This window comes from Parasegetibacter sp. NRK P23 (genome assembly GCF_023721715.1).
Taxonomy (GTDB): Bacteria; Bacteroidota; Bacteroidia; order Chitinophagales; family Chitinophagaceae; genus Parasegetibacter.
Genome location: NZ_JAMDLG010000001.1, coordinates 781,001 through 804,286, shown reverse-complemented (window position 1 = coordinate 804,286; position 23,286 = coordinate 781,001). Strand labels below are relative to the sequence as shown.

General features: G+C 49.2%; 24 protein-coding genes. 8 read left to right on the top strand and 16 right to left on the bottom strand.

Translation table 11 applies throughout. The annotated features are described in order from the left end of the window. Positions 1 to 14: 14 nt before the first annotated feature. From nth to gldA, 5 genes are all read right to left on the bottom strand, one after another. Positions 15 to 671 carry an endonuclease III gene (gene nth, locus M4J38_RS03240; RefSeq protein WP_251758094.1) on the bottom strand — a complete coding sequence of 219 codons (657 nt, stop codon included), beginning with the start codon at positions 669 to 671 and terminating at the stop codon, positions 15 to 17. Between the two features lie 52 nt (positions 672 to 723). Further along, entirely contained in the window at positions 724 to 960 is a 237-nt protein-coding gene (locus tag M4J38_RS03235; protein ID WP_251758093.1) for a hypothetical protein, read from the bottom strand. 100 nt (positions 961 to 1,060) lie between these two features. Continuing rightward, positions 1,061 to 1,375, bottom strand: a complete 315-nt coding sequence (locus tag M4J38_RS03230) for a septum formation initiator family protein (protein ID WP_251758092.1) — start codon at positions 1,373 to 1,375, stop codon at positions 1,061 to 1,063. A gap of 67 nt (positions 1,376 to 1,442) precedes the next feature. Further along, complete coding sequence (gene eno / locus M4J38_RS03225) at positions 1,443 to 2,735, bottom strand: phosphopyruvate hydratase (RefSeq protein WP_251758091.1); 1,293 nt, start codon at positions 2,733 to 2,735, stop codon at positions 1,443 to 1,445. A gap of 26 nt (positions 2,736 to 2,761) precedes the next feature. Then, positions 2,762 to 3,685, bottom strand: a complete 924-nt coding sequence (gene gldA / locus M4J38_RS03220) for a gliding motility-associated ABC transporter ATP-binding subunit GldA (RefSeq protein ID WP_251758090.1) — start codon at positions 3,683 to 3,685, stop codon at positions 2,762 to 2,764. 127 nt (positions 3,686 to 3,812) lie between these two features. On the opposite strand from gldA, the gene M4J38_RS03215 reads away from it, so the two are divergent. Then, complete coding sequence (locus tag M4J38_RS03215) at positions 3,813 to 4,814, top strand: YhcG family protein (protein ID WP_251758089.1); 1,002 nt, start codon at positions 3,813 to 3,815, stop codon at positions 4,812 to 4,814. A gap of 20 nt (positions 4,815 to 4,834) precedes the next feature. Here M4J38_RS03215 and M4J38_RS03210 read toward each other — a convergent pair whose 3' ends face one another. The 5 genes from M4J38_RS03210 to M4J38_RS03190 all read right to left on the bottom strand — a co-directional run bounded on the left by M4J38_RS03210 (position 4,835) and on the right by M4J38_RS03190 (position 9,486). Next, positions 4,835 to 5,080 (bottom strand): DUF6814 family protein, encoded by a 246-nt coding sequence (locus tag M4J38_RS03210; RefSeq protein WP_251758088.1) that lies wholly within the window; start codon positions 5,078 to 5,080, stop codon positions 4,835 to 4,837. Between the two features lie 10 nt (positions 5,081 to 5,090). After that, complete coding sequence (locus M4J38_RS03205; protein ID WP_251758087.1) at positions 5,091 to 6,539, bottom strand: MFS transporter; 1,449 nt, start codon at positions 6,537 to 6,539, stop codon at positions 5,091 to 5,093. A 118-nt stretch (positions 6,540 to 6,657) separates the two neighbouring features. After that, positions 6,658 to 7,290, bottom strand: coding sequence for a carbonate dehydratase (gene can, locus M4J38_RS03200; protein WP_251758086.1), 633 nt, complete (start codon positions 7,288 to 7,290; stop codon positions 6,658 to 6,660). A gap of 53 nt (positions 7,291 to 7,343) precedes the next feature. Continuing rightward, positions 7,344 to 8,945, bottom strand: a complete 1,602-nt coding sequence (locus M4J38_RS03195) for a SulP family inorganic anion transporter (protein WP_251758085.1) — start codon at positions 8,943 to 8,945, stop codon at positions 7,344 to 7,346. Between the two features lie 151 nt (positions 8,946 to 9,096). After that, positions 9,097 to 9,486 (bottom strand): hypothetical protein, encoded by a 390-nt coding sequence (locus tag M4J38_RS03190; protein WP_251758084.1) that lies wholly within the window; start codon positions 9,484 to 9,486, stop codon positions 9,097 to 9,099. A 165-nt stretch (positions 9,487 to 9,651) separates the two neighbouring features. Between M4J38_RS03190 and acs the strand changes: the two genes are divergently transcribed. Then, a complete protein-coding gene (gene acs, locus M4J38_RS03185; RefSeq protein WP_251758083.1) occupies positions 9,652 to 11,583 on the top strand; it encodes an acetate--CoA ligase in 1,932 nt (643 codons plus the stop codon). A gap of 181 nt (positions 11,584 to 11,764) precedes the next feature. Here the strand turns inward: acs and M4J38_RS03180 are convergent, their stop codons facing one another. The 5 genes from M4J38_RS03180 to M4J38_RS03160 form a co-directional block, all read right to left on the bottom strand. Further along, a complete protein-coding gene (locus M4J38_RS03180; RefSeq protein ID WP_251758082.1) occupies positions 11,765 to 12,307 on the bottom strand; it encodes a murein L,D-transpeptidase family protein in 543 nt (180 codons plus the stop codon). A gap of 103 nt (positions 12,308 to 12,410) precedes the next feature. Beyond that, positions 12,411 to 13,244, bottom strand: a complete 834-nt coding sequence (locus M4J38_RS03175) for an outer membrane beta-barrel protein (protein ID WP_251758081.1) — start codon at positions 13,242 to 13,244, stop codon at positions 12,411 to 12,413. 123 nt (positions 13,245 to 13,367) lie between these two features. Beyond that, positions 13,368 to 14,462, bottom strand: a complete 1,095-nt coding sequence (locus M4J38_RS03170; RefSeq protein ID WP_251758080.1) for a hypothetical protein — start codon at positions 14,460 to 14,462, stop codon at positions 13,368 to 13,370. Further along, positions 14,463 to 14,948: an RNA polymerase sigma factor gene (locus M4J38_RS03165; protein ID WP_251758079.1), complete on the bottom strand. Its 486-nt coding sequence runs from the start codon at positions 14,946 to 14,948 to the stop codon at positions 14,463 to 14,465. A gap of 84 nt (positions 14,949 to 15,032) precedes the next feature. After that, entirely contained in the window at positions 15,033 to 15,230 is a 198-nt protein-coding gene (locus M4J38_RS03160; RefSeq protein WP_251758078.1) for a hypothetical protein, read from the bottom strand. A 155-nt stretch (positions 15,231 to 15,385) separates the two neighbouring features. Between M4J38_RS03160 and kbl the strand changes: the two genes are divergently transcribed. Continuing rightward, on the top strand, positions 15,386 to 16,573 hold the full coding sequence (gene kbl, locus M4J38_RS03155) for a glycine C-acetyltransferase (protein WP_251758077.1): 1,188 nt from the start codon (positions 15,386 to 15,388) through the stop codon (positions 16,571 to 16,573). Between the two features lie 57 nt (positions 16,574 to 16,630). Here kbl and M4J38_RS03150 read toward each other — a convergent pair whose 3' ends face one another. Then, positions 16,631 to 17,560: a phytanoyl-CoA dioxygenase family protein gene (locus M4J38_RS03150; RefSeq protein WP_251758076.1), complete on the bottom strand. Its 930-nt coding sequence runs from the start codon at positions 17,558 to 17,560 to the stop codon at positions 16,631 to 16,633. A gap of 123 nt (positions 17,561 to 17,683) precedes the next feature. On the opposite strand from M4J38_RS03150, the gene M4J38_RS03145 reads away from it, so the two are divergent. The 5 genes from M4J38_RS03145 (at position 17,684) to M4J38_RS03125 (ending at position 23,275) form a co-directional block, all read left to right on the top strand. Next, the gene (locus tag M4J38_RS03145; RefSeq protein ID WP_251758075.1) at positions 17,684 to 18,505 is read left to right on the top strand and encodes a penicillin-binding transpeptidase domain-containing protein; all 822 of its coding nucleotides are present in this window, start codon (positions 17,684 to 17,686) and stop codon (positions 18,503 to 18,505) included. Positions 18,506 to 18,576: 71 nt separating this feature from the next. Then, on the top strand, positions 18,577 to 19,611 hold the full coding sequence (locus tag M4J38_RS03140; RefSeq protein ID WP_251758074.1) for a VWA domain-containing protein: 1,035 nt from the start codon (positions 18,577 to 18,579) through the stop codon (positions 19,609 to 19,611). Beyond that, positions 19,608 to 20,267, top strand: a complete 660-nt coding sequence (locus M4J38_RS03135; protein ID WP_251758073.1) for a tetratricopeptide repeat protein — start codon at positions 19,608 to 19,610, stop codon at positions 20,265 to 20,267. The genes M4J38_RS03140 and M4J38_RS03135 overlap by 4 nt, the downstream gene beginning before the upstream one ends. 51 nt (positions 20,268 to 20,318) lie before the next feature. Next, positions 20,319 to 22,301: a (E)-4-hydroxy-3-methylbut-2-enyl-diphosphate synthase gene (gene ispG, locus M4J38_RS03130; RefSeq protein ID WP_251758072.1), complete on the top strand. Its 1,983-nt coding sequence runs from the start codon at positions 20,319 to 20,321 to the stop codon at positions 22,299 to 22,301. A 26-nt stretch (positions 22,302 to 22,327) separates the two neighbouring features. Further along, positions 22,328 to 23,275 (top strand): aldose 1-epimerase, encoded by a 948-nt coding sequence (locus M4J38_RS03125; protein ID WP_251758071.1) that lies wholly within the window; start codon positions 22,328 to 22,330, stop codon positions 23,273 to 23,275. Positions 23,276 to 23,286 lie beyond the last annotated feature (11 nt).

Below are 23,286 nucleotides of genomic sequence, written 5' to 3'. Positions count from 1 at the left end.
AGAACCAGCTTGAATTAAGAAGATACCTGTTTTTTCTTTTGTTGCTGGTAGAATTTACAAAATTCTGTAATGCCGCACGCGTGGCATTTCGGATTTCTTGCCACACAAACATACCTTCCGTGCAGGATAATCCAGTGGTGTGCTTTGTGCACCAGTTCGGAAGGAATAAATTTGATAAGCTGTTTCTCCGCTGCAAGCGGTGTTTTTGCGTTTACGGTTAACCCGATCCTTGCGGAAACCCTGAACACATGGGTGTCCACGGCCATATTGGGCTGCTGGTCGATCACCGAGGTAATTACATTAGCGGTTTTCCGCCCCACGCCGGGAAGTGTGACGAGTTCATTTACGGTAAGCGGTACTTCACCATTGAACTCGTTCATGAGTTTTTGTGCCATCCCGATCAGGTGCTTGCTCTTGTTGTTGGGATAAGAGATACTCCTGATGAGGGCGAAAATGTCTTCAACACTGGCTTTCGATAAACTTTCCGCGTCGGGATACCGCCTGAAGATAGCAGGCGTGGTCAGGTTAACGCGTTTATCGGTGCATTGAGCGGATAAAATCACAGCTACCAGTAACTGGTAGGGATTGTCGTAAATAAGTTCGGTTTCAGCCTGCGGGATGTGTTCCTGAAAATAGCGGATCACACCTTCGTATCTTTCCTTCCTGGTCATACTTTATTCCTGTATAACCACGAAAGTAGCTGAAAAACCGGAATTGGTTTGGTTACTCGTGTGCAGTTATGGGTTCTGTGTTACGGGCGTAGTTCAGTATATTCAATACCGATGCTGTCCTAGGAGCTGTTAGCAGGCGCTCCATCCTTTCGTGCGCATCTTTTAACACGGCCATTTTCTCTCTCAGGGTCCAATCTTCCTGGAGTGCTTGTTCTATGGCGCCTGTTAATGCGGGAGAACTTTCTTTGTATAGGAACAAAAGTAAATCCTCGGGTGTAAAAGTGGTCATTAGGCAAACCTATTTATGTCCAAAAATTCCTGAAGGGTCCAGCTTCAGGATAGTCCGGTATATTAACGGTGGTCAGTATGGGATATTGCCCAACAGATAACTATTTTTTAACGGAGGCTTCCGGTGTTGGCATCACGAAGAGTTCTTCGTTTGGCTTTTTCATGAAATATTTCTCCCTGGCGTATTTTTCAAGGAGGGCGGGATTAGAGTCGAGCTGGCGGAGTTCTTTGTTGGTAAGACTGATCTCCTGTTCGTAATAAGCTTTGCTTTGCTGTAGGTCCCTGAGTTCGGAACGTCTTTCTGTTTGGGTGATGATATCGTTCCGGTCGAAGAACAGTACCCATACGGCGAACACGATCAGGGCGATCATGTATTTGTTCTTCAGCCAGGATGGAATACGTTCTAATATTTTCATTTCGAGGATTTTAGAAAGAAGAGAAAGCGTTCCGGTAAAGAAACACCTTCTCCCTTATCAGTTCCGTTTATTTGCTGCCGAACCTGATCTGCCCGTTGGGGTAGATCGCGTTGGCTTCCAGTGCCTCTTCGATGCGGATCAACTGGTTGTACTTGGCCATACGGTCGGTACGGCTGGCGCTTCCGGTTTTAATTTGTCCGCAGTTCAGGGCCACGGCCAGGTCGGCGATGGTAGTATCTTCAGTTTCGCCGGAACGGTGGCTCATAATGGTGGTATAACCATTTTTCTGGGCCAGTTGTACGGCATTGATGGTTTCTGTGAGTGTTCCGATCTGGTTTACTTTGATCAGGATGCTGTTGGCGACACCGTTGTCGATACCTCTTTTCAGAATTTTTGTATTGGTTACAAACAGGTCATCTCCAACGAGTTGTACTTTTTTACCGAGGGCGTCGGTGAGTTTTTTCCAGCCATCCCAGTCTTCTTCAGCCATGCCGTCTTCGATAGAAATGATGGGGTATTTGGAGCACCATTCTACCCAATACTGCACCATTTGGTCAACGGTGAGTTTTTTGCCGTCGCTCTTGTGGAAGTGGTATACTTTTTCGTCTTCTTTCCACATTTCGGAGGAGGCGGCGTCGAGTGCGATACCGATCTGCTCGCCAGGTTTGAAGCCTGCGGCTTCGATGGCGGCCAGAACTGTTTCGATGGCCTCTTCGTTGCTCTGGATGTTGGGAGCGAAACCACCTTCGTCACCTACGTTGGTGCTGTAACCTTTTTTCTTGAGTACGCTTTTCAGGTGGTGGAAAATTTCCACGCCCCAACGCAGGCCTTCGCTGAAAGAGGTCGCGCCAACCGGAACGATCATAAACTCCTGGTAATCAATTTTATTATCGGCATGTGCGCCACCGTTCAGGATGTTCATCAGGGGCATGGGCAGCACGGTGCTGTTCACACCGCCGAGGTAGCGGAAGAGGGGCAGGTTGCTTTCGAGGGCTGCGGCTTTGGCCACTGCCATGGAAACGGCGAGCATGGCGTTGGCGCCCAGTTTGCCTTTATTGTCGGTTCCGTCGAGTTCGATGAGTTTTTTGTCGATGCCGGCCTGGTCGTTCACGCTCCAGCCGATCAGTTGTTCAGCGATCACTTCATTTACATTCTTCACGGCCTGGAGTACGCCTTTGCCCATGTAAACGGCTTTGTCGTTGTCTCTCAGTTCCACGGCCTCATGAATACCGGTGCTGGCGCCGGATGGCACGGCGGCACGGCCCATGTGTCCGTTTTCGGTTATAACGTCAACCTCCACGGTGGGGTTACCGCGGCTGTCCAGGATTTGTCTTGCATGAATGTCTGCAATGTAGCTCATGTTGTTGTTGATTTGTTTTGACTAATTTATTGCGGTTTGTTTTGAGCAGTGAGTTCCCGGAAGATGTCTTCCAGTTTTCCGTTTTCGCTTTGCAAAGAAACGATATTCAGGTTGTGCTGCAAAGCCAGTTCAAGGATTTGCTTCCGGAGTTTTTCGGGGCTGGAAGTAGTGAGCAGCCAGGTGTGGGCATCTGTTTTTTCTGCGGAAAGGGTATCCGGGAGGCGGAGCAGCCATTCGGCTTCCAGTGGTTCGCCAAAATTTACGCGAAGTCGCTGCTGGTCGCCATTGGTGTTTTTCAGGTCTGAAAGCGGCGCGTCCGCAACCAGTTCTCCCTTATTAATAATGATCACTCTTTCACAAAGTGCCTCCACTTCCTGCAGAATATGCGTGCTGAAAAGAATGGTCTTTTGTTGCCCCAGGCTCCGGATCACTTCCCTGATCTCAATGATCTGGTTGGGGTCAAGGCCGGATGTGGGTTCATCCAATATCAGCACTTCCGGATCGTGGATCAGGGCCGCGGCTAGTCCCACCCGCTGTTTATACCCTTTGGAAAGCTGCCCTGTTTTTTTATGGCTTTCCGGAGTGAGGCCCGTCATGGCGATCACGGCGTTTACGCGTTCTTTGGTCTTTTTGCCCAATCCATGCACACCAGCAATGAAATGAAGGTATTCCTTTACATACATGTCATAATACAGCGGATTTGCTTCGGGAAGGTAACCGATTTTTTTCTTCACCTCCAGTGGCTGAGCCTGCACGGAAATGCCGTTTACGGTTATTTTTCCGCCATCCGGCTGAAGATAACCGGTCATCATTTTCATGGTGGTGGATTTCCCGGCACCATTCGGGCCGAGAAAACCAACGATCTCACCGGGCTTCAGGGAGAAAGAGATGTTGTTGACCGCTTTTTGTGTGCCGTAGTGCTTGCTGACTGCCTCGATGGATATTGACATATTGGTTACTTCTGCTACGAAAATACGGATAGCATCCGTTAAAAAACGGTAGGGATACCGTGTTTTTCTGTCTTTGAAAATTATGTTAGCCCTAAAATCAGGCGCAACTTTGTAAAAATTGAAAGAGATGAGTGAGCAGGAGTTGTATGGATCGATCAGGGAATTGATTGTTGGGGCAAGGGAAAAAACGCTACGTGCCGTGAATGTTTTGTTGCTCCAAACATATTGGGAGATAGGGAAGTTGATTGTGGAAGAGGAGCGGAAAGGGAAAGCAAGGGGCAGGTACAGCGACCGTATTTTGAAAAATGTTTCCGGCAAACTTGAAAGAGAATTCGGAAGCGGCTACGCCGAGCGAAGCCTGAGAAATATGAAAGCTTTTCATCAGGCATTTCCAATTCGGTCCGCACTGCGGACCGAATTGAGCTGGACGCATTACCGTTTGATTTCCAGGGTTGTAAATGAAAAGGCCCGCAACTTTTACATGGAAGAATGCGTTTCCGGAGGCTGGAGCTCAAGAACCCTGGAGCGAAACATCAGCAGCGGTTATTTTGAAAGAATAAAAGCATTCCCAACCCCAAAAGATGGTGTACTGCCACCTGATGCCCGGGCATTCATCAAAGACCCTTACATTTTCGAGTTCCTGGGGTTATCGGCTGAGCAGGTCCCTGCGGAAAAGGACCTCGAAACCGCATTGCTCAAACACCTGCACCAATTTCTGATGGAACTTGGCAAAGGTTTCGCATTCGTGGCAAGGCAGCAACACCTTTCTACCGAAACAGGTGACTTTTATGTTGACCTGGTATTCTATAATTATTACCTGAAGTGTTTTGTGCTGATTGACCTGAAGAAGGGGCGCCTCACCCACCAGGATATCGGCCAGATGGATATGTACGTGCGTATGTATGAAGACCTGAAAAGAGCACTTGACGATAATCCCACCATCGGAATCATTCTCTGCACGGAGAAAGATGAAACCGTTGTGAAATACTCTGTGCTATCCGGTAGTAGTCATCTGTTCGCGAGCAAGTACAGGCTCTACCTGCCGGAGGAAAATGACCTGAAACAGTTGATAGAACACGATCGGCTGCTCTTTGAAATGGAAAGCAGGACGCGGGAACGCGGTCCCTGAGTATAGGGTGATCGCTCCCGCTATACTTCTTCGGAGTTTTCTGGTAATTTATCATACTCTCCCTTCCAGGCATACCATCCGAAAAGGAAGAAGCCAATAGCAATGGGAGAGAAAATGGCGATGATGATGATCCAGGGAACCGGTTGGTTGATTTCGGCCTTCCCGTTCGGATCAATATATACGCCCGCTCCTATGAATAGCGTGAAAAGAAGGGCCGGAGCGATCAGCATCCATACCAGGCCAAGCGTTTTTTTAAGTTGGTTCATGATGTTTCGTTTAATCATTTACGTTTTCATCGATCCGGTTGTTGAGGTAGAGGCAGCCGATGATGAGGCTCAATGCGGCAACACCAACAGGGTACCATAGTCCTGAAAGTGGCGTAGCGCCCGGAAGCGTTGAAATCAATACACCTATAAAAGGGACAAGTCCACCGAATACGCCGTTACCAATATGGTAAGGTAACGACATGGAGGTATACCTGATTTTGGTAGGGAACAACTCAACAAGGAAAGCCGCAATAGGGCCATACACCATGGTTACAAACAATACCATGATGAAGATCCAGCCGGTCATTTTCCACTGATCAGATGAAGAGAGGATCACGTTTTTTACATAAGTGATGGTTCCTTCAACGGTTTTCGGCGTTTCCGTAAGAGAACCGCCATCGGCGAAGGTAGTTACAGTGGCGCCTGTTGCTGCCACTGCAGTTTTGGAAGCAACGGTTTTCAATGTAGTATCTGCGATATTACGGAGTTGACCGAACAGCGAAAAATAGCTGATCACACCCAGGAACATCCCGGTAAGCATGATGTTCTTTCTGCCGAATTTATCGGAAAGGGAGCCGAAGATGACGAAGAATGGCGTGGCCGCGAGCAAAGCGATACCAATGATGGTATTGGCCTGCTCATAGTCCACCTTGCAAACGGTCAGAATGAAATTCTGTGCGTAGAACTGGCTGGTGTACCATATCACGCCTTGTCCCATGGTGGCACCAAACAGTGCCAGGAGTACCATTTTGAAGTTCTCTTTTTTCCCGAAACTCTCTTTCAGGGGGTTGGTGGATGTTTTGCCTTCCGCTTTCAGCTTGCTGAAGAGCGGCGACTCATTCATCTTTAAACGGATGAAAATGGAGACTACCACCAATAAAATGGATACCAGGAAAGGATAACGCCAGCCGTTCCCGTTCACGAATTCATCCACCCCTACGATGCGACGGATCGAAAGGATGACACCCAGGGATACGAACAAGCCCAGTGTGGCGGTGGTTTGGATCCAGCTGGTATAAAATCCGCGTTTCTCTTTTGGCGCATGTTCGGCAACGTAAGTCGCGGCGCCGCCGTATTCTCCCCCTAACGCCAATCCCTGCAGCAGCCGGAGCAGCAATACGAGGGCCGGGGCCCAGTAGCCAATGCTTTCAAAGGAAGGGACGCATCCTATGAGGAAGGTGGAGCCGCCCATGAGCACAAGCGTTAGGAGAAAAGTATATTTTCTGCCAATCAGGTCACCAAGGCGGCCAAATACAAGCGCGCCGAAAGGCCGCACAATAAAGCCGGCGGCAAAGGTGGCAAGTGTGGAAAGCAGGGCAGCCGTAGGGTTCGTGCCCGGGAAAAACTTTTGGGAAATGATGGTGGATAAACTTCCGAAAATGTAAAAATCGTACCATTCAATCAGGGTACCAACAGAGGAGGCGGTGATCACCTTCCAGATTCCTTTGGGTGCAGGCATGTTCGTTAGAGTATATATTCCGCTAAATATACAAAGCAACTTCGTATAACCATCCTGCCCAATAAAAAAAGCCCATCGCTTTGTGGCGACGGGCCTATGGTGTAGAAAGCGAAAAAAGTTAAAGATTATCGTACTCGTACAACGGGTCGATATGGGTACCTGGTGCCATGTCGAATACCGGGTTGAGAATGCCGTCTTTCAACCCGTAAACCCAGCCATGCAGGTGTGGGCGCTGATGGTGTTTCCATGCAGCCTGGATGATGGAAGTTTTGGCCAGGTTCATGACCTGCTCTTTGGTATTGAGTTCCACCAACCTGTCGGCACGGGCTTCTTCGTCCGGAATACCATCAATCTCATCGCGGTGGATGCGGTACACATCCTTGATGTTACGGAGCCATTTGTTGATGATGCCCAGGCTGTGCTGCGTCATGGATGCTTTCACGCCGCCGCAACCGTAGTGACCGCAAACGATGATGTGCTTCACTTTAAGGTGGTTCACGGCATAGTCGAGTACGCTCAGCAGGTTCAGGTCGGTATGCACCACCATGTTGGCGATGTTCCTGTGTACGAATATTTCTCCGGGCGCGGTACCGGTAACTTCATTGGCGGGTACGCGGCTGTCGCTGCACCCGATCCAAAGAAATTCAGGCGTCTGGATCTTTGCCTGGCGGAGAAAGTATTCAGGGTCGTCTTCTACTTTTTCTTTTGCCCATGCTTTGTTTGTCAGTAAAAGTTTCTCGAATGATTTCATCTTTAGTGTGTTTTTTCCAGCTTAATGAATGGTTTCCTTTGCAGATAAATTGCTTAATGGGGATCAGACTTCTTCGCCATCACCATTTCCCCGTTCAGGATGGCTTCGTTGAAACCGTGTTCACGGTATAAACTTTTTTTCAGTTCCACTTTGATGTTTTTTAGTGGCGCGTGTATCATGAAGTCCTCGATAATATCAACTACATCCGCATCAATGAAATCGGCGCTTGAGATGTCAATCAAAACATAGCCATCTTCAGGAATGGCTTCCAGCCTTTGTTTGATGATGGGTTTATTGAGGAAGGATACATCTTTCCGGAGGCGGACAAGGTGACGGTTGCCATCGCTCACCACATGCACGGCTGTTTTGAAATTGCTGCGCAGTACAAAGAACAGGCCTACCGCTATACCGATCATGATACCGATCAGCAGGTCGGTGAGGAGGATGGCGGCTATGGTGATGACAAAGGGCGCGAACTGGTTCCAACCTTTTTTATAGAACTCTTTGAACAAAGATGGTTTGGCCAGTTTATAACCGGTGAATATCAGGATGCCGGCCAATGCGGAGAGCGGTATTTTATTCAGCAAGCCAGGAATAAGCGCCGCGCAGAGCAGCAACAGCATACCGTGGGTAATGGCGGATATTTTTGTTTTCGCGCCTGAGTTTACGTTAGCCGAAGTACGCACGATTACCGAAGTAATGGGAAGTCCTCCGATGAGCCCTGAGATCAGGTTACCCGCACCTTGCGCCTTCAACTCCCGGTTGGTGGGTGTTACGCGTTGGTAAGGGTCCAGTTCATCCGCTGCTTCAATGTTCAGCAGCGTTTCCAGGCTCGCTACAATAGCGAGGGTAAGCGCCGTGGTCCAGACGGCCATATTGGTGAGGTGACTGAAATCAGGGAAAGAGAAAAAGGAGAGGAAGCCTTCCACTGATGTGGCCACCGGAATGTTTACAAGATGGGATGATTTCAGCGCCGTGCCCGGGTTGCTGGAAATGAGGTACTCATTGATGCCTACAGCCACCAGTACCACAACGAATGGCGAAGGGATCAGTTTGAAAATCTTTGCCTTCTTCACCAGTACCTTTTCCCACAGCACCTGTATCAGTATGGAGATCACGCCAATTGCCATGGCTACAGGAAGTACATAATTGAGGGAATGAAAAATTCCCGTGAAGGTGTTTTCTCCACCTTTCCCCGCAAATGCTTCGTTGCCTTCGAAATCCGCGTCGTAGCCTACCAGGTGCGGCAATTGCTTAAGGATCAGGATCAGGCCGATCGCGGCCAGCATTCCCTTAATTACACTGCCGGGTACATAGTCGCCAACAACACCAGCTTTCAGGAACCCAAAAATAAGTTGCAGCGCACCTGCAAGCACTACGGCCAGCAGAAATGCTTCATACACCTGAAGTTTAAGTATCGCTGCCGCCACAATGGCCGTTAAGCCCGCCGCGGGTCCGCTTACACTTAACTGAGAACCGCTGAGGGCGCCAATAACGATGCCTCCAACAATACCGGCGATTAAGCCTGAAAAAGGAGGTGCGCCCGATGCCAGGGCGATGCCAAGGCACAATGGCAGCGCTACAAGGAACACCACCAGCGCTGAAGGAATGTCATTCCCCAACGAACTGAAATAATTTTTCGCTTTCTTAACCATGTTGAAACTTTTAAAAACGTGCTGAATAATGATATAACGATGGATCTCATAGCCCCTCATGTGCGCGCAGAACGAACACATGGCTACTCCCGCGGGAGCGGAATACTGAAAACCTTTACTGATTACAATAATTCAAATAAGGAAGAAAAGGTTACGCGATAACCTGTTCGGGAGGTGGTGTGTTCAGTTCAAAATGAACCGCTAAACTTTTTCCGGTAAAATGGAATTTATGATGCGTCAGGTAAGCATCTGTAGCGGGATGCGCTATTTCACTGTGGTCGTGAAGGTATTCGGAGAGAGAATTGGAGCCGCTCTCGGCTCTTTCTTCCGCCATGTTGTTGGCGTTGTTTTCTGATGTATCGTTATCTGGTCCTGGCGGGGCGGGGAGATCGTCGCTTTGCGCGATCCTGATCAGGCCTTCCGTGTCAGGATAGATAAATACGTTACTGATGGTGAGGAAGGCAAGCGCAAACACCATCAGACCTACGGAAATGAATTTCCTGGCCATTTGAAATGGTGCTATCTGGTTGGTTGCTTTCATCAGACGTAAAAATAGGGATGTTCCCGCACAACTGGAACCCTGTTAATAAAATTAACAAAATTAACAGCCAGACGTTGGATGGATCGCAAAAGAAAAACGTAACTATTTGATTTTGTTCATCCCGGAGGAATGTTTTTACTTTATGGCCTCAAAATGTAACGTGCTATGTCATATCCCTATCAGATCAAATCTTTTGAAAGCTACAAGGACGCGTATGAGAAGAGTGTAAAAGATCCGGAAGGCTTCTGGGCGGAGATCGCCGCTCATTTCCAGTGGAGAAAAAAATGGGATAAGGTACTGAACTGGAATTTCGCGGAGCCGAAAGTGGAATGGTTCGCCGGAGGAAGGCTGAACATCACTGAAAGCTGTCTCGACCGCCACCTCGAGAAACTTGGGGATAAGCCGGCGATCATCTGGGAACCCAACAATCCCGAAGAAAGAACCCGTGTGGTCACCTATGAGCGTTTGCACAAAAGAGTATGCCAGTTCGCCCAGGTGCTGAAAAACAACGGGGTGAAAAAAGGCGACCGTGTTTGCATTTATATGGGTATGGTGCCTGAACTGGCTTACGCCGTACTGGCCTGTGCCCGCATCGGCGCCATCCACAGTGTGATATTCGGTGGGTTCTCCGCCCAGAGTATCGCCGACCGCCTCGAAGATGCCAAAGCTGAGTTCATCGTCACCTGCGACGGGGCTTACCGCGGAGCTAAAGATATTCCTCTGAAAAGTGTGATTGACGATGCACTCATTGGAAACAAACTCGTGAAAAGGGTGATCGTTTATACCCGCACCCGCACGCCGGTCAGTATGATCAAGGGCCGCGATGTATGGTGGGAAGATGAAATGCTCAAGGTAACCGACACGCTCCCCGTGAATGGTTTCGGTGACGTGGAAGTGATGGACGCTGAAGATCCCCTCTTTATTCTCTACACTTCAGGAAGTACGGGAAAACCGAAAGGTGTGGTGCATTCCTGCGCGGGATACATGGTATGGGCGAATTATACTTTCGTGAACGCGTTCCAGTACCAGCCCGGACAGGTACATTTCTGCACCGCGGATATCGGCTGGATCACCGGACACAGTTACATTCTGTACGGACCACTGAGCGCAGGCGCGACTTCCATCATGTTCGAAGGTATTCCCACCTGGCCCGATGCCGGCCGCTTCTGGGATATCGTGGACAAATACAAGGTGAACATCCTCTATACCGCGCCCACCGCTATCCGCAGCCTGATGGGCTTCGGACTGGATCCCCTCAAAGACAAAGATCTTTCTTCCCTTAAAGTCCTCGGAACAGTAGGAGAGCCCATCAACGAAGAAGCGTGGCATTGGTACGATGAACACATCGGCAAAAAACAATGCCCCATCGTGGATACCTGGTGGCAAACCGAAACTGGTGGGGTAATGATCACCAACCTCGCTGGCGTAACACCCGCCAAACCCTCCTGGGCCACGTTGCCCTTGCCTGGTATTCAACCCATCCTCGTGGATGAGAAAGGGGAAGAAGTAACGGAAGCTGATGAAGACGGACTGATCAAAGGAAATCTTTGCATCAAAGCCCCCTGGCCCGGCATACTCCGCACTACTTATGGCGATCACGAAAGGTGCCGCACCAATTATTTCGCCACCTACGAAAACCTCTATTTCACCGGAGACGGCGCTTTAAAAGATAAAGATGGTTTCTACCGCATTACCGGCCGTGTGGATGATGTACTGAATGTGAGCGGCCACCGCATCGGTACCGCCGAAGTGGAAAACGCCATTAATATGCACGCCAGCGTGGTGGAAAGTGCAGTAGTAGGTTACCCGCACGACATCAAAGGGCAGGGTATATACGCCTACGTTACCGTAAGCGGTTTCCACGGAGACGAAGCTTCCACCCGCCAGGACATCATCCAAACCGTTTCGCGCATTATTGGACCCATCGCCAAACCCGATAAAATCCAGTTCGTCAGTGGATTGCCCAAAACAAGAAGCGGTAAAATCATGCGCCGCATCCTCCGCAAGATCGCGGAAGGTGAACTCGGTAGCCTCGGCGATACCTCTACCTTGCTCGATCCCGGCGTTGTAGATGAAATCAGGAACGGCAAACTCTAGTTTCTTAAAACTGTATAACGTTGCGCCGTAGCGTTGCGAGGCATGAAGCAATCTGCGAGAGACTATATTACATTAATATATAAGAAATAATTTCTCGCAACGACACTACGGCGCAACGCATTAATTCGAAAGGAAATTTTCCTTTTACACCGCCGAGCTGCCGCGGGAAAATACTTCACCATCACCGTTGTATGCGCACCCGTGTTCCGGCGGGGACCAGTTCATATAATTCCTCCACATCTGTTCTCTTCAACGAAATGCAGCCGTCGGTCCAGTTGAGGTATCGGTCAACCGCGTATTCTTCGCGGGGCCAGGTGCCGTGGATGCCAATGCCTCCGCCAATGCTGGCGCCGGAAGGTATTTTTCCGCTCGCTTTCAACTGCGCAAAGCGCTCCCGGTTCTGTTGGTTGGGATAATCTATCAGGAGAAAGCGGCTCCATTTCTGGTGAACCCGCTTGTTTTGGATGCGGTAATCCCCTTCGGGCGTGAGTTTGTCGCCTTCCATGCGTTTATCGGCGAGGGAGTTGCTGCCGAATACAACGGGGTAGGTGGCGTACCATCCTTTCTGATCGAAAAGTTTCAGTTCATAATCCGATTTATCGATAACGATATACACTTCTCCGATCGGCGCGTTTATCCTGTGATAGCGCCTGTTCTTCGCGGGAAGAAAACTGAGTGCGGGAGCAATGGCCGCGACAAGAAAAAATGAAAATGCCCGTTTCATCGATCACCAAATTTAAGGGTAATATTAAACGGGAAAAGGGGCTTCACCATTAACGGCGACGCCCCTTTTCTTAGTATGTGTTGCGGTTGTTAAAATCGTCGGCTTACCAGTTGCTCAAACGGAAGCCTACATTGAAGGGTGTTTGGTCAAGACCTTTCTCGAACATCGACTGTGTGGCGAGTGATCCGTAGAGTTTAACGGGTCCCAGCCCGATCTCCCCGATATAGGCCAGTTTGAATTTGCGCAGGTCGAAATCATCGCGCTCTTTCTGCTTACCATCTTCTCCTGTGATGGTTTTCTGGCGCGCGCTGTAAAGGTATCCTCCGCTCACGCCGGCGCTCAGGGAGAATGATTTTCTTTTGTTGGGATTGAAATTGAAGTTCAGCATCAGGGGAACGGTGAGGTAATCCGCCGCCAGCTTGTTCTTGGTATAGTGGCGGGTATCCATTACAATTTGTGTGGGACTTGTATTAAACAATACCGGTTCGGTATAGCGGTAGTTGTTGAGTTCCAGTCCCAGACCGTATTTAAGGTTCACATAATGCTTAACGAGGTTGAAGCGTTGCATGAAGAACCAGATGTTTACGTTCACGGATTTACCGGTTCTGAGGTCAAGTTGATCTTCTCCCACACCAGGTCCAACAAATCCGCTGGCCAGGGCGTTGGCGTAATTGGTGTTATCGGTGTAGTTGGCAAAGCCGAGGTCAACGATCCACCAGTTGGTGCTCACATCTGATTTTGCTTTCTTCCGTACAATTTTTGTACTGTCTTCGATGATGATGGTTTTGGATTTAGAATCCTTGTCTTTGCTTTTAATGATCACGATCCCGCCAATGCGGATGGTGTCTGGCTTTTTCTCCTGTCTGGTGCTGTCGGTTTGAGCGGAGGCGGTTCCGATACTCAGGAGTACGGTTGCGAGTAGAAGTAACTGTTTCATCTGAATGCTTGTTTTTTGTTTGGTGGAAACACAGTAAGGTGTTTCATGGCTATAGTTGAATAATGATATGAAATGTCCTGCCGGAATTATTTCCGGATGCTGCTATATGTGCAGGCTTAAATCTTAATCTTTTTTGTTGTCTGATTTACCGTTGATGAACTGGCTGGCTTTGTTCTCGCCCACATTGGCTGTGCGTTCCAGGAACCTGCCGGTTTTCCGGAGGATACCCCGCACGGAACTTTTATTGATCCTGGTGCTTCCGATCAGGAGTACTTCTTCTTCAGGCATTTCAAGTTTCTGGTTGGCGGCCAGCGTTGCTTTCAGGGCATCAGTGCCCGGGGTTACCGGTGCAGCCAGTTTCATGTCTCCCTTTTTCTCCGTGATGGTGGTCACCGGTGCTTCAACAGTATTGTTGGAAGCGATGGTGTTGTGGATGTCTGTGAATGCTTTCGGCGCCTTGTTCACTTCATTTACCGCGAAAGCAGTATTGCTTTCAGCAAGATGTTCCTGTACCGGGATGGCCTGCTTCTTCGGTTGATCTACACGTGTTCCGGTAGATTTCGGGGGCGCAACAGGATTCGTTGTGGATGCCAGTGTCGTATTCGTTGTGTTGTATGGTATGGAAGTCCCGTTAGTATCCGCGGGTGTTGTTGAAGGTTTTTCATTGGAAGCCATTCCCGGAGCCTGTGCTGTATTGTTATCTACCGGTTTGTTCAGCCACAGGGTAACGAATATACCCATCATCGCGGCGGCCACGGCTACATATTGCCAGCGGAAGTAAACGATCTTTCTGTTTTTTTCTTCTTTCAGCAGTTCACTTTTATCAGGATAAATGATAGAAAGATCGGGCTGAAGTTTCGTACGTTGTAAAACCTGAAGTGTTTCTTTCGCGGAAGCGTTGGCCGAAACGAAAGCCTCCGTTCTTATTTTATCCTCCGCAGAAAGTTCATTGTCGATATAAGACAACAGGAAGGGTTCGAAGTTCTGTTGGTTGATTACCGCCTCTGTTTCTGGTTTCAGCAGCAGTTCAATATCTCCGAATTGAATGGGTTCTTCCTGTTCCGCCTGGAGAATGGTTTCTTTCAGCAATGCCATCTCCATCGCCATATCGGGATTGGCCGCCAGGAAAGTTTCCACTTCGTTCCTGCCCGCGGCATCCAGCTCACCATCCAGGTAGAGCAGGAAGTATTCTTCGTAATTGTTGCGGTTCAGTTCCATTTATATCACGTTTTCCGGCTTAACTAAATAATTTTTCAATTGCAGACGCGCTCTGTGGAGGTACACTTTCACCTGGCTGTCGGACAGTCCCATGATCTGGCCGATCTCTTCGTAACTGTACCCTTCATAATCTTTCAGCATCACCAACGAACGTTGTGTTTCGTTCAGCCTGTCCAGCGCTTCTTCCAGTATTTTCTTCGCGTTGTTCACCTCTTTGTAAGAAATACGCGCATCTTCCCTGAATTCTTCTTTTAACGTCACCCTTTTCGCTTTGCGGAGGTGGTCAATCATCTGGTTGTAGGCCACTGTAAAGAGGAACGACTTACATTTATCCGCTTCCACTTCGGCGCGGTTCCGCCACATTTTTTCAAAGGCCGACTGCACCACGTCGCGGGCGTCTTCCTCGTGTTTCAGGTTTTTGAGTATAAAACGGTATACATTGTCTGCATACTGCCTTACACAATCATTGTAGTCTTTTTCCGTCATAAACAGTGGGCCTGTTGGTTATTGTTGTGCGTTGAAAGTGTGACGGGTGAACGGGGAGAATGTTACAGCATCCTACAAAAAAAATTACCGGGTCGCGGAAATTACATGATGACCGATAGAACGGAGCAGCTTTACTTCTTTGCTGAACGGTGATTTTCCGGCGGAAAGTTCCTGTGGTTCCTCTCCGGAAATAACTTCCTCACGTGGTTGCCGCTCGCTCCAGATGCAGCAAACCAGCAGTACCGCGATCCCTCCGGCTATTAATGCGCTCCTGCGTTTCATATACGTTGTTTTCAGGGTTAGACGAAGGTAATGGCTTTTTGTTACAGATTTTTTCAGAAAAGCAATCGATTGTACCTGTTAACACAGTTCAAATCCCATTTTTACTACGCGTAATTGCTTTATTTTGCAGCCGTTAACGTTGAAAACACCTGTTTATGAACCAGAATTTCGTACAAAGAATAGGAGCTGAACTGCAAGAAATCCGCGAAGCGGGCTTGTTCAAATCCGAACGCATCATTACCAGCGAACAAGGGCCGGAGATTGTAGTGAACGGGAAAACCGTGCTGAATTTCTGCGCCAACAATTACCTCGGGCTGTCTTCCCATCCCAAAGTGATTGAGGCCGCCCATAAAGCAATCGATTCCCATGGGTATGGCATGAGCAGTGTCCGTTTCATATGCGGAACCCAGGATATTCATAAAGAACTGGAAACCAAGATTGCACAGTTCCTGGGTACAGAAGATACCATTTTATATGCCGCGGCATTCGATGCGAACGGTGGCGTATTTGAACCTCTTTTCAACGAGCAGGACGCGATCATCTCCGATGCCCTGAACCACGCCTCTATTATAGATGGTGTTCGTTTGTGCAAGGCGCAGCGTTTCCGGTACAACCACAACGATATGGCAGACCTGGAAGCCAAATTGAAGGAAACCCAGGGCCTCCGCAGCCGCATCATCGTAACCGACGGCTCTTTCAGCATGGACGGTACCATCGCCCAACTCGATAAAATCTGCGACCTAGCCGACCAATACGATGCCATCGTGATGATCGATGAATGTCATTCTTCCGGATTCCTCGGTAAAACAGGTCGTGGCACCCACGAATACCGTGGTGTGATGGGCCGCATCGACATCATCACCGGAACATTAGGAAAAGCCCTCGGCGGTGCTTCCGGCGGATTCACCAGCGGGAAAAAGGAAATTATCGAAATGTTGCGCCAGCGTAGCCGTCCGTACCTTTTCTCCAATACCGTCGCGCCCAGTATCGTAGGCGCTTCCATCGCGGTACTCGATATGCTCAGCGAAACCACTGAACTCCGCGATAAACTGGAATTCAACACGAAATTCTTCCGCTCCAAAATGACGGAAGCGGGCTTCGACATCAAACCAGGCGATCACCCTATTGTTCCGATTATGCTGTATGAAGCGGTACTGGCCCAGCAATTCGCGGCCAAACTGCTCGAAGAAGGGGTGTATGTGATCGGGTTCTTCTTCCCTGTGGTGGCGAAAGGCCAGGCGCGTATCCGCGTTCAGCTGAGCGCCGCGCACGAGCAGCACCACCTGGAAAAGGCAATTGCCGCATTTACAAAAGTTGGGAAAGAATTAGGGGTATTGAAGTAAGCGAACACAAATATATATTCCCATGGCGGCGCCTGTTTACAGGGTGCCGCCATTTTTTTACAACAACGAAGGGCGTTCCGTGATTTCATGGTATTTGATCACATCCTTCGCATAATAATGCACCACCATACTTTTACGGGTAAGCGCGGGGTTTAGAATAGGGGCTCCGCCATGAATCAGGTTGGCGTGCCAGATCAGTACATCCCCTTTTTTCGCAAGGAATTCCTTCCGGGGAAAATCGTGTTGGGTAAGCAGGTCGGCTATCGCGTCTTCATAATCATGGTAATCTTTATTGCCGAGTTTTAATAAAGTACTGCCTGTATTAAATCCGCCGTTCAACAAAAAGGGAAGTTTATGGCTGCCGGGGTAATAAAACAATGGCCCGTTTTCGTGGGAAATATCTTCCAGGGCGATCCAGGCGGCAATCAGGTAGCCGAGTGGATAGGTGGTCATGTGAATACTGTCGGAGTGTGCCCGTTGTCCGCTTCCTTTTAAAAAGTTGATGGTTTGAAAGGCCAATACTTCGCGGTCCAGAAGAAATTCAAGTAATTGGACAAGTGCGGGGGCTTCGGCCATTTGCCGGACGGTATCAGATTTCTTGTTGGCGAACATCAACTTGTTGCCATATTTGAACTTTAACTGATGCGTGCTTAAGAGCCGTTCTATTTCGTGGTTGATGGCGTCACATTGCGATTCCGTAAAACACCGCTCCCATATAAGATAGCCATTACTGCTCCACTCAAGGATACTTTTCTGTATGTCGGAAGAAAAATGTTGAAAGCCATCTTTCTGTGGTGCCAGTTCGGCTGAATCTCCCGTGTCGAGCCAGGCACGGGAAGTTTTATCGGGGAAATCTTTGCTGGAAACGGAACCTACCAGTGGTTTGCTGAGGTTGTATTTCCGGTAAGCCGCCTTATTGTGTTGCAACTTTCCGAGGTGGAGCAGGTTGTATAACCAGTGAACAGGTTTATAGCTTTTCAACGACATAAAACAAATGTAGCCAAATGGCTGAATCTTCAATCTCACTTTCAGCGAAATTGTGCCGGGGTAAAAATGATCCGGACCATAATCTTTCCGCTTAAATTGCCAATCTCTTCTCATCTTTGCGCCATGAAATATCTTTTCTATGTGCTGGTGGCGGGAACGCTTTTCTCCGCCTGCAACAACAACAATGTTACGGAGAACAAATCCCTCGGTAAATTCTTTGAGCAACAGGGCGTTACGGGAAGTTTCGGCCTTTTCGACAACGGAAAAGGAACGTTTACCGTGTTTAACCTCTCCCGCTTCCGCGACAGCGCATACCTGCCAGCCTCCACGTTCAAGATCGTGAACGGGTTGATAGGATTGGAAACCGGTCGGATAACCGATGAAAAAATGGTCATAAAATGGGATGGCGTCACCCGCGCTGTCGATAACTGGAACCAGGATTTGACCATGGAGCAGGCCTTCCGGTATTCCGCCGTACCCTGGTACCAGGAACTGGCACGCAGGATCGGTAAAGATACCATGCAGCATTTCCTGGATACGCTGGGCTATGCGGGCAGTGCCGGGAAAGCTGTTATAAAGGATAACCTGGATACCTTCTGGCTCGACAATTCCATAAAAATCACCGCCGATGAACAACTGGGGCTTGTTAAGAAACTGTATTTCAACCAGCTCCCGTTTCAGCCCCGCTCGCAAAAAATACTACAGAAGATCATGGTGCAGGAAGACAACAGCAACTATATCCTGGCCTATAAAACCGGTTGGGGAACCGCTGAAAATGGTCACGCCATAGCCTGGGTCGTAGGTTGGGTGGAAGAGAACAGGCACCCCTATTTCTTTGCGTTGAACATAGAAGATCCCAATCCGGACGCTGATATTCCCGCCAAAAGAATGACCATTCTGAAAGGTATTCTGAAAGAACTGGGTTTCCTCGAAGGGAAAATGTAACCCCGAACCTGCACGGTTTTTGCCATCATTGGGTTTGATTCGTAAATTGCCTGAACTAAAAGAACACTCATTTGCTTGAATTTCAATACCCGGTATGGTGGTGGGCGCTCCTGTTGCTTCCCCTTGTAACACTCCTGTTCTGGCTCGTGGTACGCTGGAAAAAGAATACCATGCGTAAGATCGGCGACCCCGAACTTGTAAAAACGTTGTTGCGCGGCGATTCTCCCCGTCGATTCACGTTTTCCCATATCCTGCTTACCCTGGCTGCCGGACTACTGGTGGCGGCACTCGCCAATCTCCGTAAGCCATCGGGGGGTGAAAATATTTCCCGGACAGGCGTGGATGTGATGGTGGCGCTGGACGTCAGTAAAAGTATGATGGCGCAGGACGTGGCACCCAACCGGATGGAAAAAGCCAAACACATGGTGGCGAAAATGCTGGATGAACTCGGTAACGACCGTGTGGGACTGGTGATTTTCGCTGGTCATGCTTATTTCCAGATGCCACTTACCACAGACCTCGCAGCGGCAAGGTTGTACATCAATTCCGCCAGCCCGGCAATGGTTTCCACACAGGGAACTGTGATAGGCGAAGCGCTCAGGCTCTGTAATTCCGCATTCAATCCCAAGGAAAAAAAGTATAAAGCAGTACTGCTCATTACAGATGGGGAGGACCATGATCCCGATGCCGTAGCCACCGCGCAGGCCATGGCCGAAAACGGTGTCATGATCTCCACGGTAGGCGTGGGAAGTACGGAAGGTGCAAAAATTCCCGATGAAGAAACCGGCGATTTTAAAAGAGATGAAGCCGGAAATGTTGTGGTGTCTGCACTGAATGAACAGTTATTGCGTGATATTGCCGCCGCGGGAAACGGGGAGTACGTGCAACTGGTGAGTACCGACATGGCGGTGAAAGGCCTCCGCGACCGGCTGGATACACTGGAACAACGTACAGTGAGCGATAAAAGCCAGGCCAATTACAAATCTTTCTTCTACTGGTTCGTACTGGGCGCGGCGATCTTCCTGCTGGCGGAGTTCCTGGTAAACGCGATGCCTTCCCGGTTCAGCAAATACAAGGTATTTCTGGCTAAAAAACAGACAACATGAAACAATGGCGCATAATGATTGTTTTCTTCCTGCCATTGTTCGCGTCCGCACAGTCGGCCACGCCGAACAATCTCATTAAAAAAGGAAACGAGTTGTATAGAAAGGGCGCTTTCGATAAAGCATTGGAAGCATATGAAAATGCGCTGAAGGCCAAACCCGACAATATGGTGGCCGGTTACAACCAGGGAAACGCGTTGTACCGCTCCGAAAAATTTGATGAAGCCGCGCAACGCTTTGGTGAGGCCGCTGAAAAAGCAAAGTCTGCAGCAGACAAAAGCCGTGCGTATTACAACCAGGGCGTGGCCATGAACAAGCAGAACCAACTTGAACCCGCTATTGAAGCGTACAAGAATGCTTTGCGGAACGATCCTACGGATATGCAGGCCCGCGAAAATCTGCAGAAGGCGCTCCAGGAGCTGAAACAAAAACAGCAGGAAGAAAAGAAAAAGCAGGACCAGCAACAACAGGAGGAAAAGAAAAAAGAAGAGCCGAAAGACCCGGAAAAGGAAAAAAAGGAAGAACAAAAGAAAAATAAAATGTCACAGAAAGAAGTGGAACAGAAACTGAAGTCGATGGAAGAAAAGGAAAAGCAACTGCGCGATAAGCTCCAGCAGCAGAAAAAAGCCGCCCCGGAACGCCCCGGAAAAGATTGGTAAACCGCATCATTATTCTTAACTAGCTTTGTGCTCCCAAACCGGAAATTTTACATGCAACTATATACACCTTCGCTTACCGGGTATAAAAGACTGATTACAAAAGAAGTGAACATCGGCGGATTACTGCTGGGCAACGGACATCCCATCCGTGTACAGACGATGACCACCACCGATACCATGGATACCCTGGCCACCGTGGAGCAAACGCTCCGTTGCGTGGAAGCCGGCGCTGAAATGGTGCGCATCACCGCACCCAGTAAGAAAGAGGCTGAAAACCTCGCGGTGATCAAAGCTGAACTCGCCAAAAGAGGTTGTCACGTGCCCCTCGTGGCTGATATTCATTTTACACCGAATGCGGCGGAAATCGCCGCCAGGCTCATCGAAAAAGTGCGCGTGAATCCCGGCAATTACGTAGATAAGAAAAAGTTCGATGTGATCGATTATACCGACGCGGAATACGCCGCCGAAATTGACCGCATCCGCGAAAGGTTTACGCCGCTGGTGAAAATCTGTAAGGAATACGGTACCGCCATGCGTATCGGCACCAACCACGGCTCGTTGAGCGACCGCATCATGAGCCGCTACGGCGATACACCCATGGGGATGGTGGAAAGTGCCATGGAATTCCTCCGCATCGCACGCTATGAAAGTTACCACAATATTGTACTGAGCATGAAGTCGAGCAACCCGCAGGTTATGGTACAGGCCTACCGCCTGCTGGTGGAGCGCATGGACCAGGAGTTCGCGGAGTGTTATCCGCTGCACCTGGGGGTGACGGAAGCAGGCGATGGAGAAGACGGGCGCATCAAATCTGCCATAGGAATAGGCGCGTTGCTCGAAGACGGCATTGGTGATACCATACGGGTATCCTTAACCGAAGATCCGGAGTTCGAAATACCTGTTTGCCGCGACCTCGTAAAAAGATATGTCCCGGGCGTGGAAAGCAGCACCGTTCCGCCCATAGAAAAAATGCCCTACTCGCCGTTCAGCTACCAGCGAAGAGATAGTTTTGAAGTGGACATCATCGGCGGAAAACAGGTGCCCGTTGTAATAGCCGACCTCAACAGGATCGAAAGCCTGGAGCCCACGAACCTCGAAGCCATCGGGTACCATTACGATGCCCAAACCGATAAATGGACCATTGCCGATATCGCCGCCGATTTTGTATATACCGGTAATAAAGTGCCAGGTTTCGCGTTGCCGGGAACAATTAAAGTGATTACAACGCCAGCGCTGGCGCAAAATGATACCTCCGGAAAATGTTTTCCTTTATATGATTTATCCGGATTTGTGTCCGCGCCCTGGAAGCATCCCTCCCTCAATTTTGTGATGGTGGATTGCTACAATGGCGGCGCATTGCCCGATGTGGCGATGCTGGAAAAAATCGGGAACGATCCTTCCGTTGTGATTTGCCTGAGTTCCACCAACCAGAACGCCATGCAATCGGTAAGACGGATGTTCATAGAACTGATGAACAAAGGATTCCGTAACCCCGTTGTGCTGATCACGGATAGCAACGGGATCACCCCGGACGAGCACCTGATTCACTTCGCTACCGAAACGGGCGCGCTGCTGCTGGATGGTCTGGGCGATGGAATTTGCCTGGGCTATGGGGCTTCCGCGAAAATGGATACCATGCAGTCTTCAGGCAGAACTTACCTCGAAGTGAAGAACATCCACCAGTTCACCAACAATACGGCTTTCTCCATCCTCCAGGCTACGAGGACCCGGATTTCAAAAACCGAATACATTTCCTGTCCTTCCTGCGGAAGAACATTGTTTGACCTCCAGGAAACCACGGCGAAGATACGCGCGGTTACCAACCACCTGAAAGGGGTGAAAATCGCCATCATGGGCTGTATCGTGAATGGTCCCGGAGAAATGGCCGATGCCGATTTTGGCTATGTGGGCAGCGGTCCCGGAAAAATCACGTTGTACAAAGGGAAAGAAGTGGTGAAAAGGAACGTGCCTACGGAAACCGCTGTGGAAGAACTGATCGGTCTCCTGAAAGAGAACGGCGCCTGGGTGGATTGATTATATTTATGCTTCAAAAACAATACATGCAATTTTCTGTACAACACATTCAGGAGAACGGATTAGATAAAATCGTGCTTTCCGATTCGGCTGCAAATACTTCCGCTGTTATTCTACCGGCCTTCGGCGCGATGTTACACGAACTGAACCTGCAAGTAAACGGCGCTTCGTTCAATGTAATCGCCAACTATGCGGACCTGGATGATATCCGGGCCGACCTGGGTACTTCTTTCAAAAGCAGTAAACTTTCTCCCTTCGCCTGCCGCATCGAAAAAGGTGTTTATACCTTTGAAGGCAGAACGCTGGAATTCGATACCAAATTCGGTGATGGCAACGCCATTCATGGTTTGTTGTACAACAAGCCTTTTCACCTGGAAGCATCCCAGACAGATTCCGCGGCGGAAGCTGTTTTCGTGTACCACTACGACAAACAGGACAGTGGCTACCCCTGGACCTATACCTGCCGTATCTCCTATGCATTGGTTGGTAATAAACTCACCCTCACCACCGAGGTCATCAATGATGATGAACACAAAATTCCCTTGACCGATGGGTGGCATCCTTATTTCCAGTTGGGCGGAAAAGCCAACAACTGGACGTTAAATTTTAAAGGGAAAGGTATCGTTGAGTTTAATGAAAGACTGATTCCGACAGGTAAAGTCCTTCCTTACAACAAATTCCAGGAGGCGGAACCACTCGCTGATATTGAACTTGACAACTGCTTTATCCTCGACCAGGAAGCGCAACATGCACCTGTATTGCATAACCCGGAAAACGGTGTTTTCGTGCGTTTTCATCCCGATGAAAATTACCCCTTCCTTCAAATGTACATTCCGCCACACCGCAACAGCATCGCCATCGAGAACCTGAGCGGCGCGCCCGATTGCTTCAACAACAATATGGGATTGGTGGTGCTGGAACCAGGCACCAGCAAACAGTTTTCCGTAACCTACGAAACCGGCATTCAATTTTAATCAAATACAAC

Excerpts from the sequence above, each read along its gene's own strand:
- M4J38_RS03235 (WP_251758093.1), bottom strand. The coding sequence starts at position 960 with ATGACCACTTTTACACCCGAGGATTTACTTTTGTTCCTATACAAAGAA.
- M4J38_RS03215 (WP_251758089.1), top strand. The coding sequence starts at position 3,813 with ATGAGTGAGCAGGAGTTGTATGGATCGATCAGGGAATTGATTGTTGGG.
- M4J38_RS03190 (WP_251758084.1), bottom strand. The coding sequence starts at position 9,486 with ATGAAAGCAACCAACCAGATAGCACCATTTCAAATGGCCAGGAAATTC.
- M4J38_RS03195 (WP_251758085.1), bottom strand. The coding sequence starts at position 8,945 with ATGGTTAAGAAAGCGAAAAATTATTTCAGTTCGTTGGGGAATGACATT.
- M4J38_RS03135 (WP_251758073.1), top strand. The coding sequence starts at position 19,608 with ATGAAACAATGGCGCATAATGATTGTTTTCTTCCTGCCATTGTTCGCG.
- M4J38_RS03230 (WP_251758092.1), bottom strand. The coding sequence starts at position 1,375 with ATGAAAATATTAGAACGTATTCCATCCTGGCTGAAGAACAAATACATG.
- M4J38_RS03125 (WP_251758071.1), top strand. The coding sequence starts at position 22,328 with ATGCAATTTTCTGTACAACACATTCAGGAGAACGGATTAGATAAAATC.
- M4J38_RS03145 (WP_251758075.1), top strand. The coding sequence starts at position 17,684 with ATGAAATATCTTTTCTATGTGCTGGTGGCGGGAACGCTTTTCTCCGCC.
- M4J38_RS03175 (WP_251758081.1), bottom strand. The coding sequence starts at position 13,244 with ATGAAACAGTTACTTCTACTCGCAACCGTACTCCTGAGTATCGGAACC.
- kbl (WP_251758077.1), top strand. The coding sequence starts at position 15,386 with ATGAACCAGAATTTCGTACAAAGAATAGGAGCTGAACTGCAAGAAATC.
- M4J38_RS03180 (WP_251758082.1), bottom strand. The coding sequence starts at position 12,307 with ATGAAACGGGCATTTTCATTTTTTCTTGTCGCGGCCATTGCTCCCGCA.
- ispG (WP_251758072.1), top strand. The coding sequence starts at position 20,319 with ATGCAACTATATACACCTTCGCTTACCGGGTATAAAAGACTGATTACA.
- M4J38_RS03165 (WP_251758079.1), bottom strand. The coding sequence starts at position 14,948 with ATGACGGAAAAAGACTACAATGATTGTGTAAGGCAGTATGCAGACAAT.
- M4J38_RS03160 (WP_251758078.1), bottom strand. The coding sequence starts at position 15,230 with ATGAAACGCAGGAGCGCATTAATAGCCGGAGGGATCGCGGTACTGCTG.
- gldA (WP_251758090.1), bottom strand. The coding sequence starts at position 3,685 with ATGTCAATATCCATCGAGGCAGTCAGCAAGCACTACGGCACACAAAAA.
- M4J38_RS03150 (WP_251758076.1), bottom strand. The coding sequence starts at position 17,560 with ATGTCGTTGAAAAGCTATAAACCTGTTCACTGGTTATACAACCTGCTC.
- eno (WP_251758091.1), bottom strand. The coding sequence starts at position 2,735 with ATGAGCTACATTGCAGACATTCATGCAAGACAAATCCTGGACAGCCGC.
- M4J38_RS03210 (WP_251758088.1), bottom strand. The coding sequence starts at position 5,080 with ATGAACCAACTTAAAAAAACGCTTGGCCTGGTATGGATGCTGATCGCT.
- can (WP_251758086.1), bottom strand. The coding sequence starts at position 7,290 with ATGAAATCATTCGAGAAACTTTTACTGACAAACAAAGCATGGGCAAAA.
- M4J38_RS03205 (WP_251758087.1), bottom strand. The coding sequence starts at position 6,539 with ATGCCTGCACCCAAAGGAATCTGGAAGGTGATCACCGCCTCCTCTGTT.
- M4J38_RS03170 (WP_251758080.1), bottom strand. The coding sequence starts at position 14,462 with ATGGAACTGAACCGCAACAATTACGAAGAATACTTCCTGCTCTACCTG.
- acs (WP_251758083.1), top strand. The coding sequence starts at position 9,652 with ATGTCATATCCCTATCAGATCAAATCTTTTGAAAGCTACAAGGACGCG.
- nth (WP_251758094.1), bottom strand. The coding sequence starts at position 671 with ATGACCAGGAAGGAAAGATACGAAGGTGTGATCCGCTATTTTCAGGAA.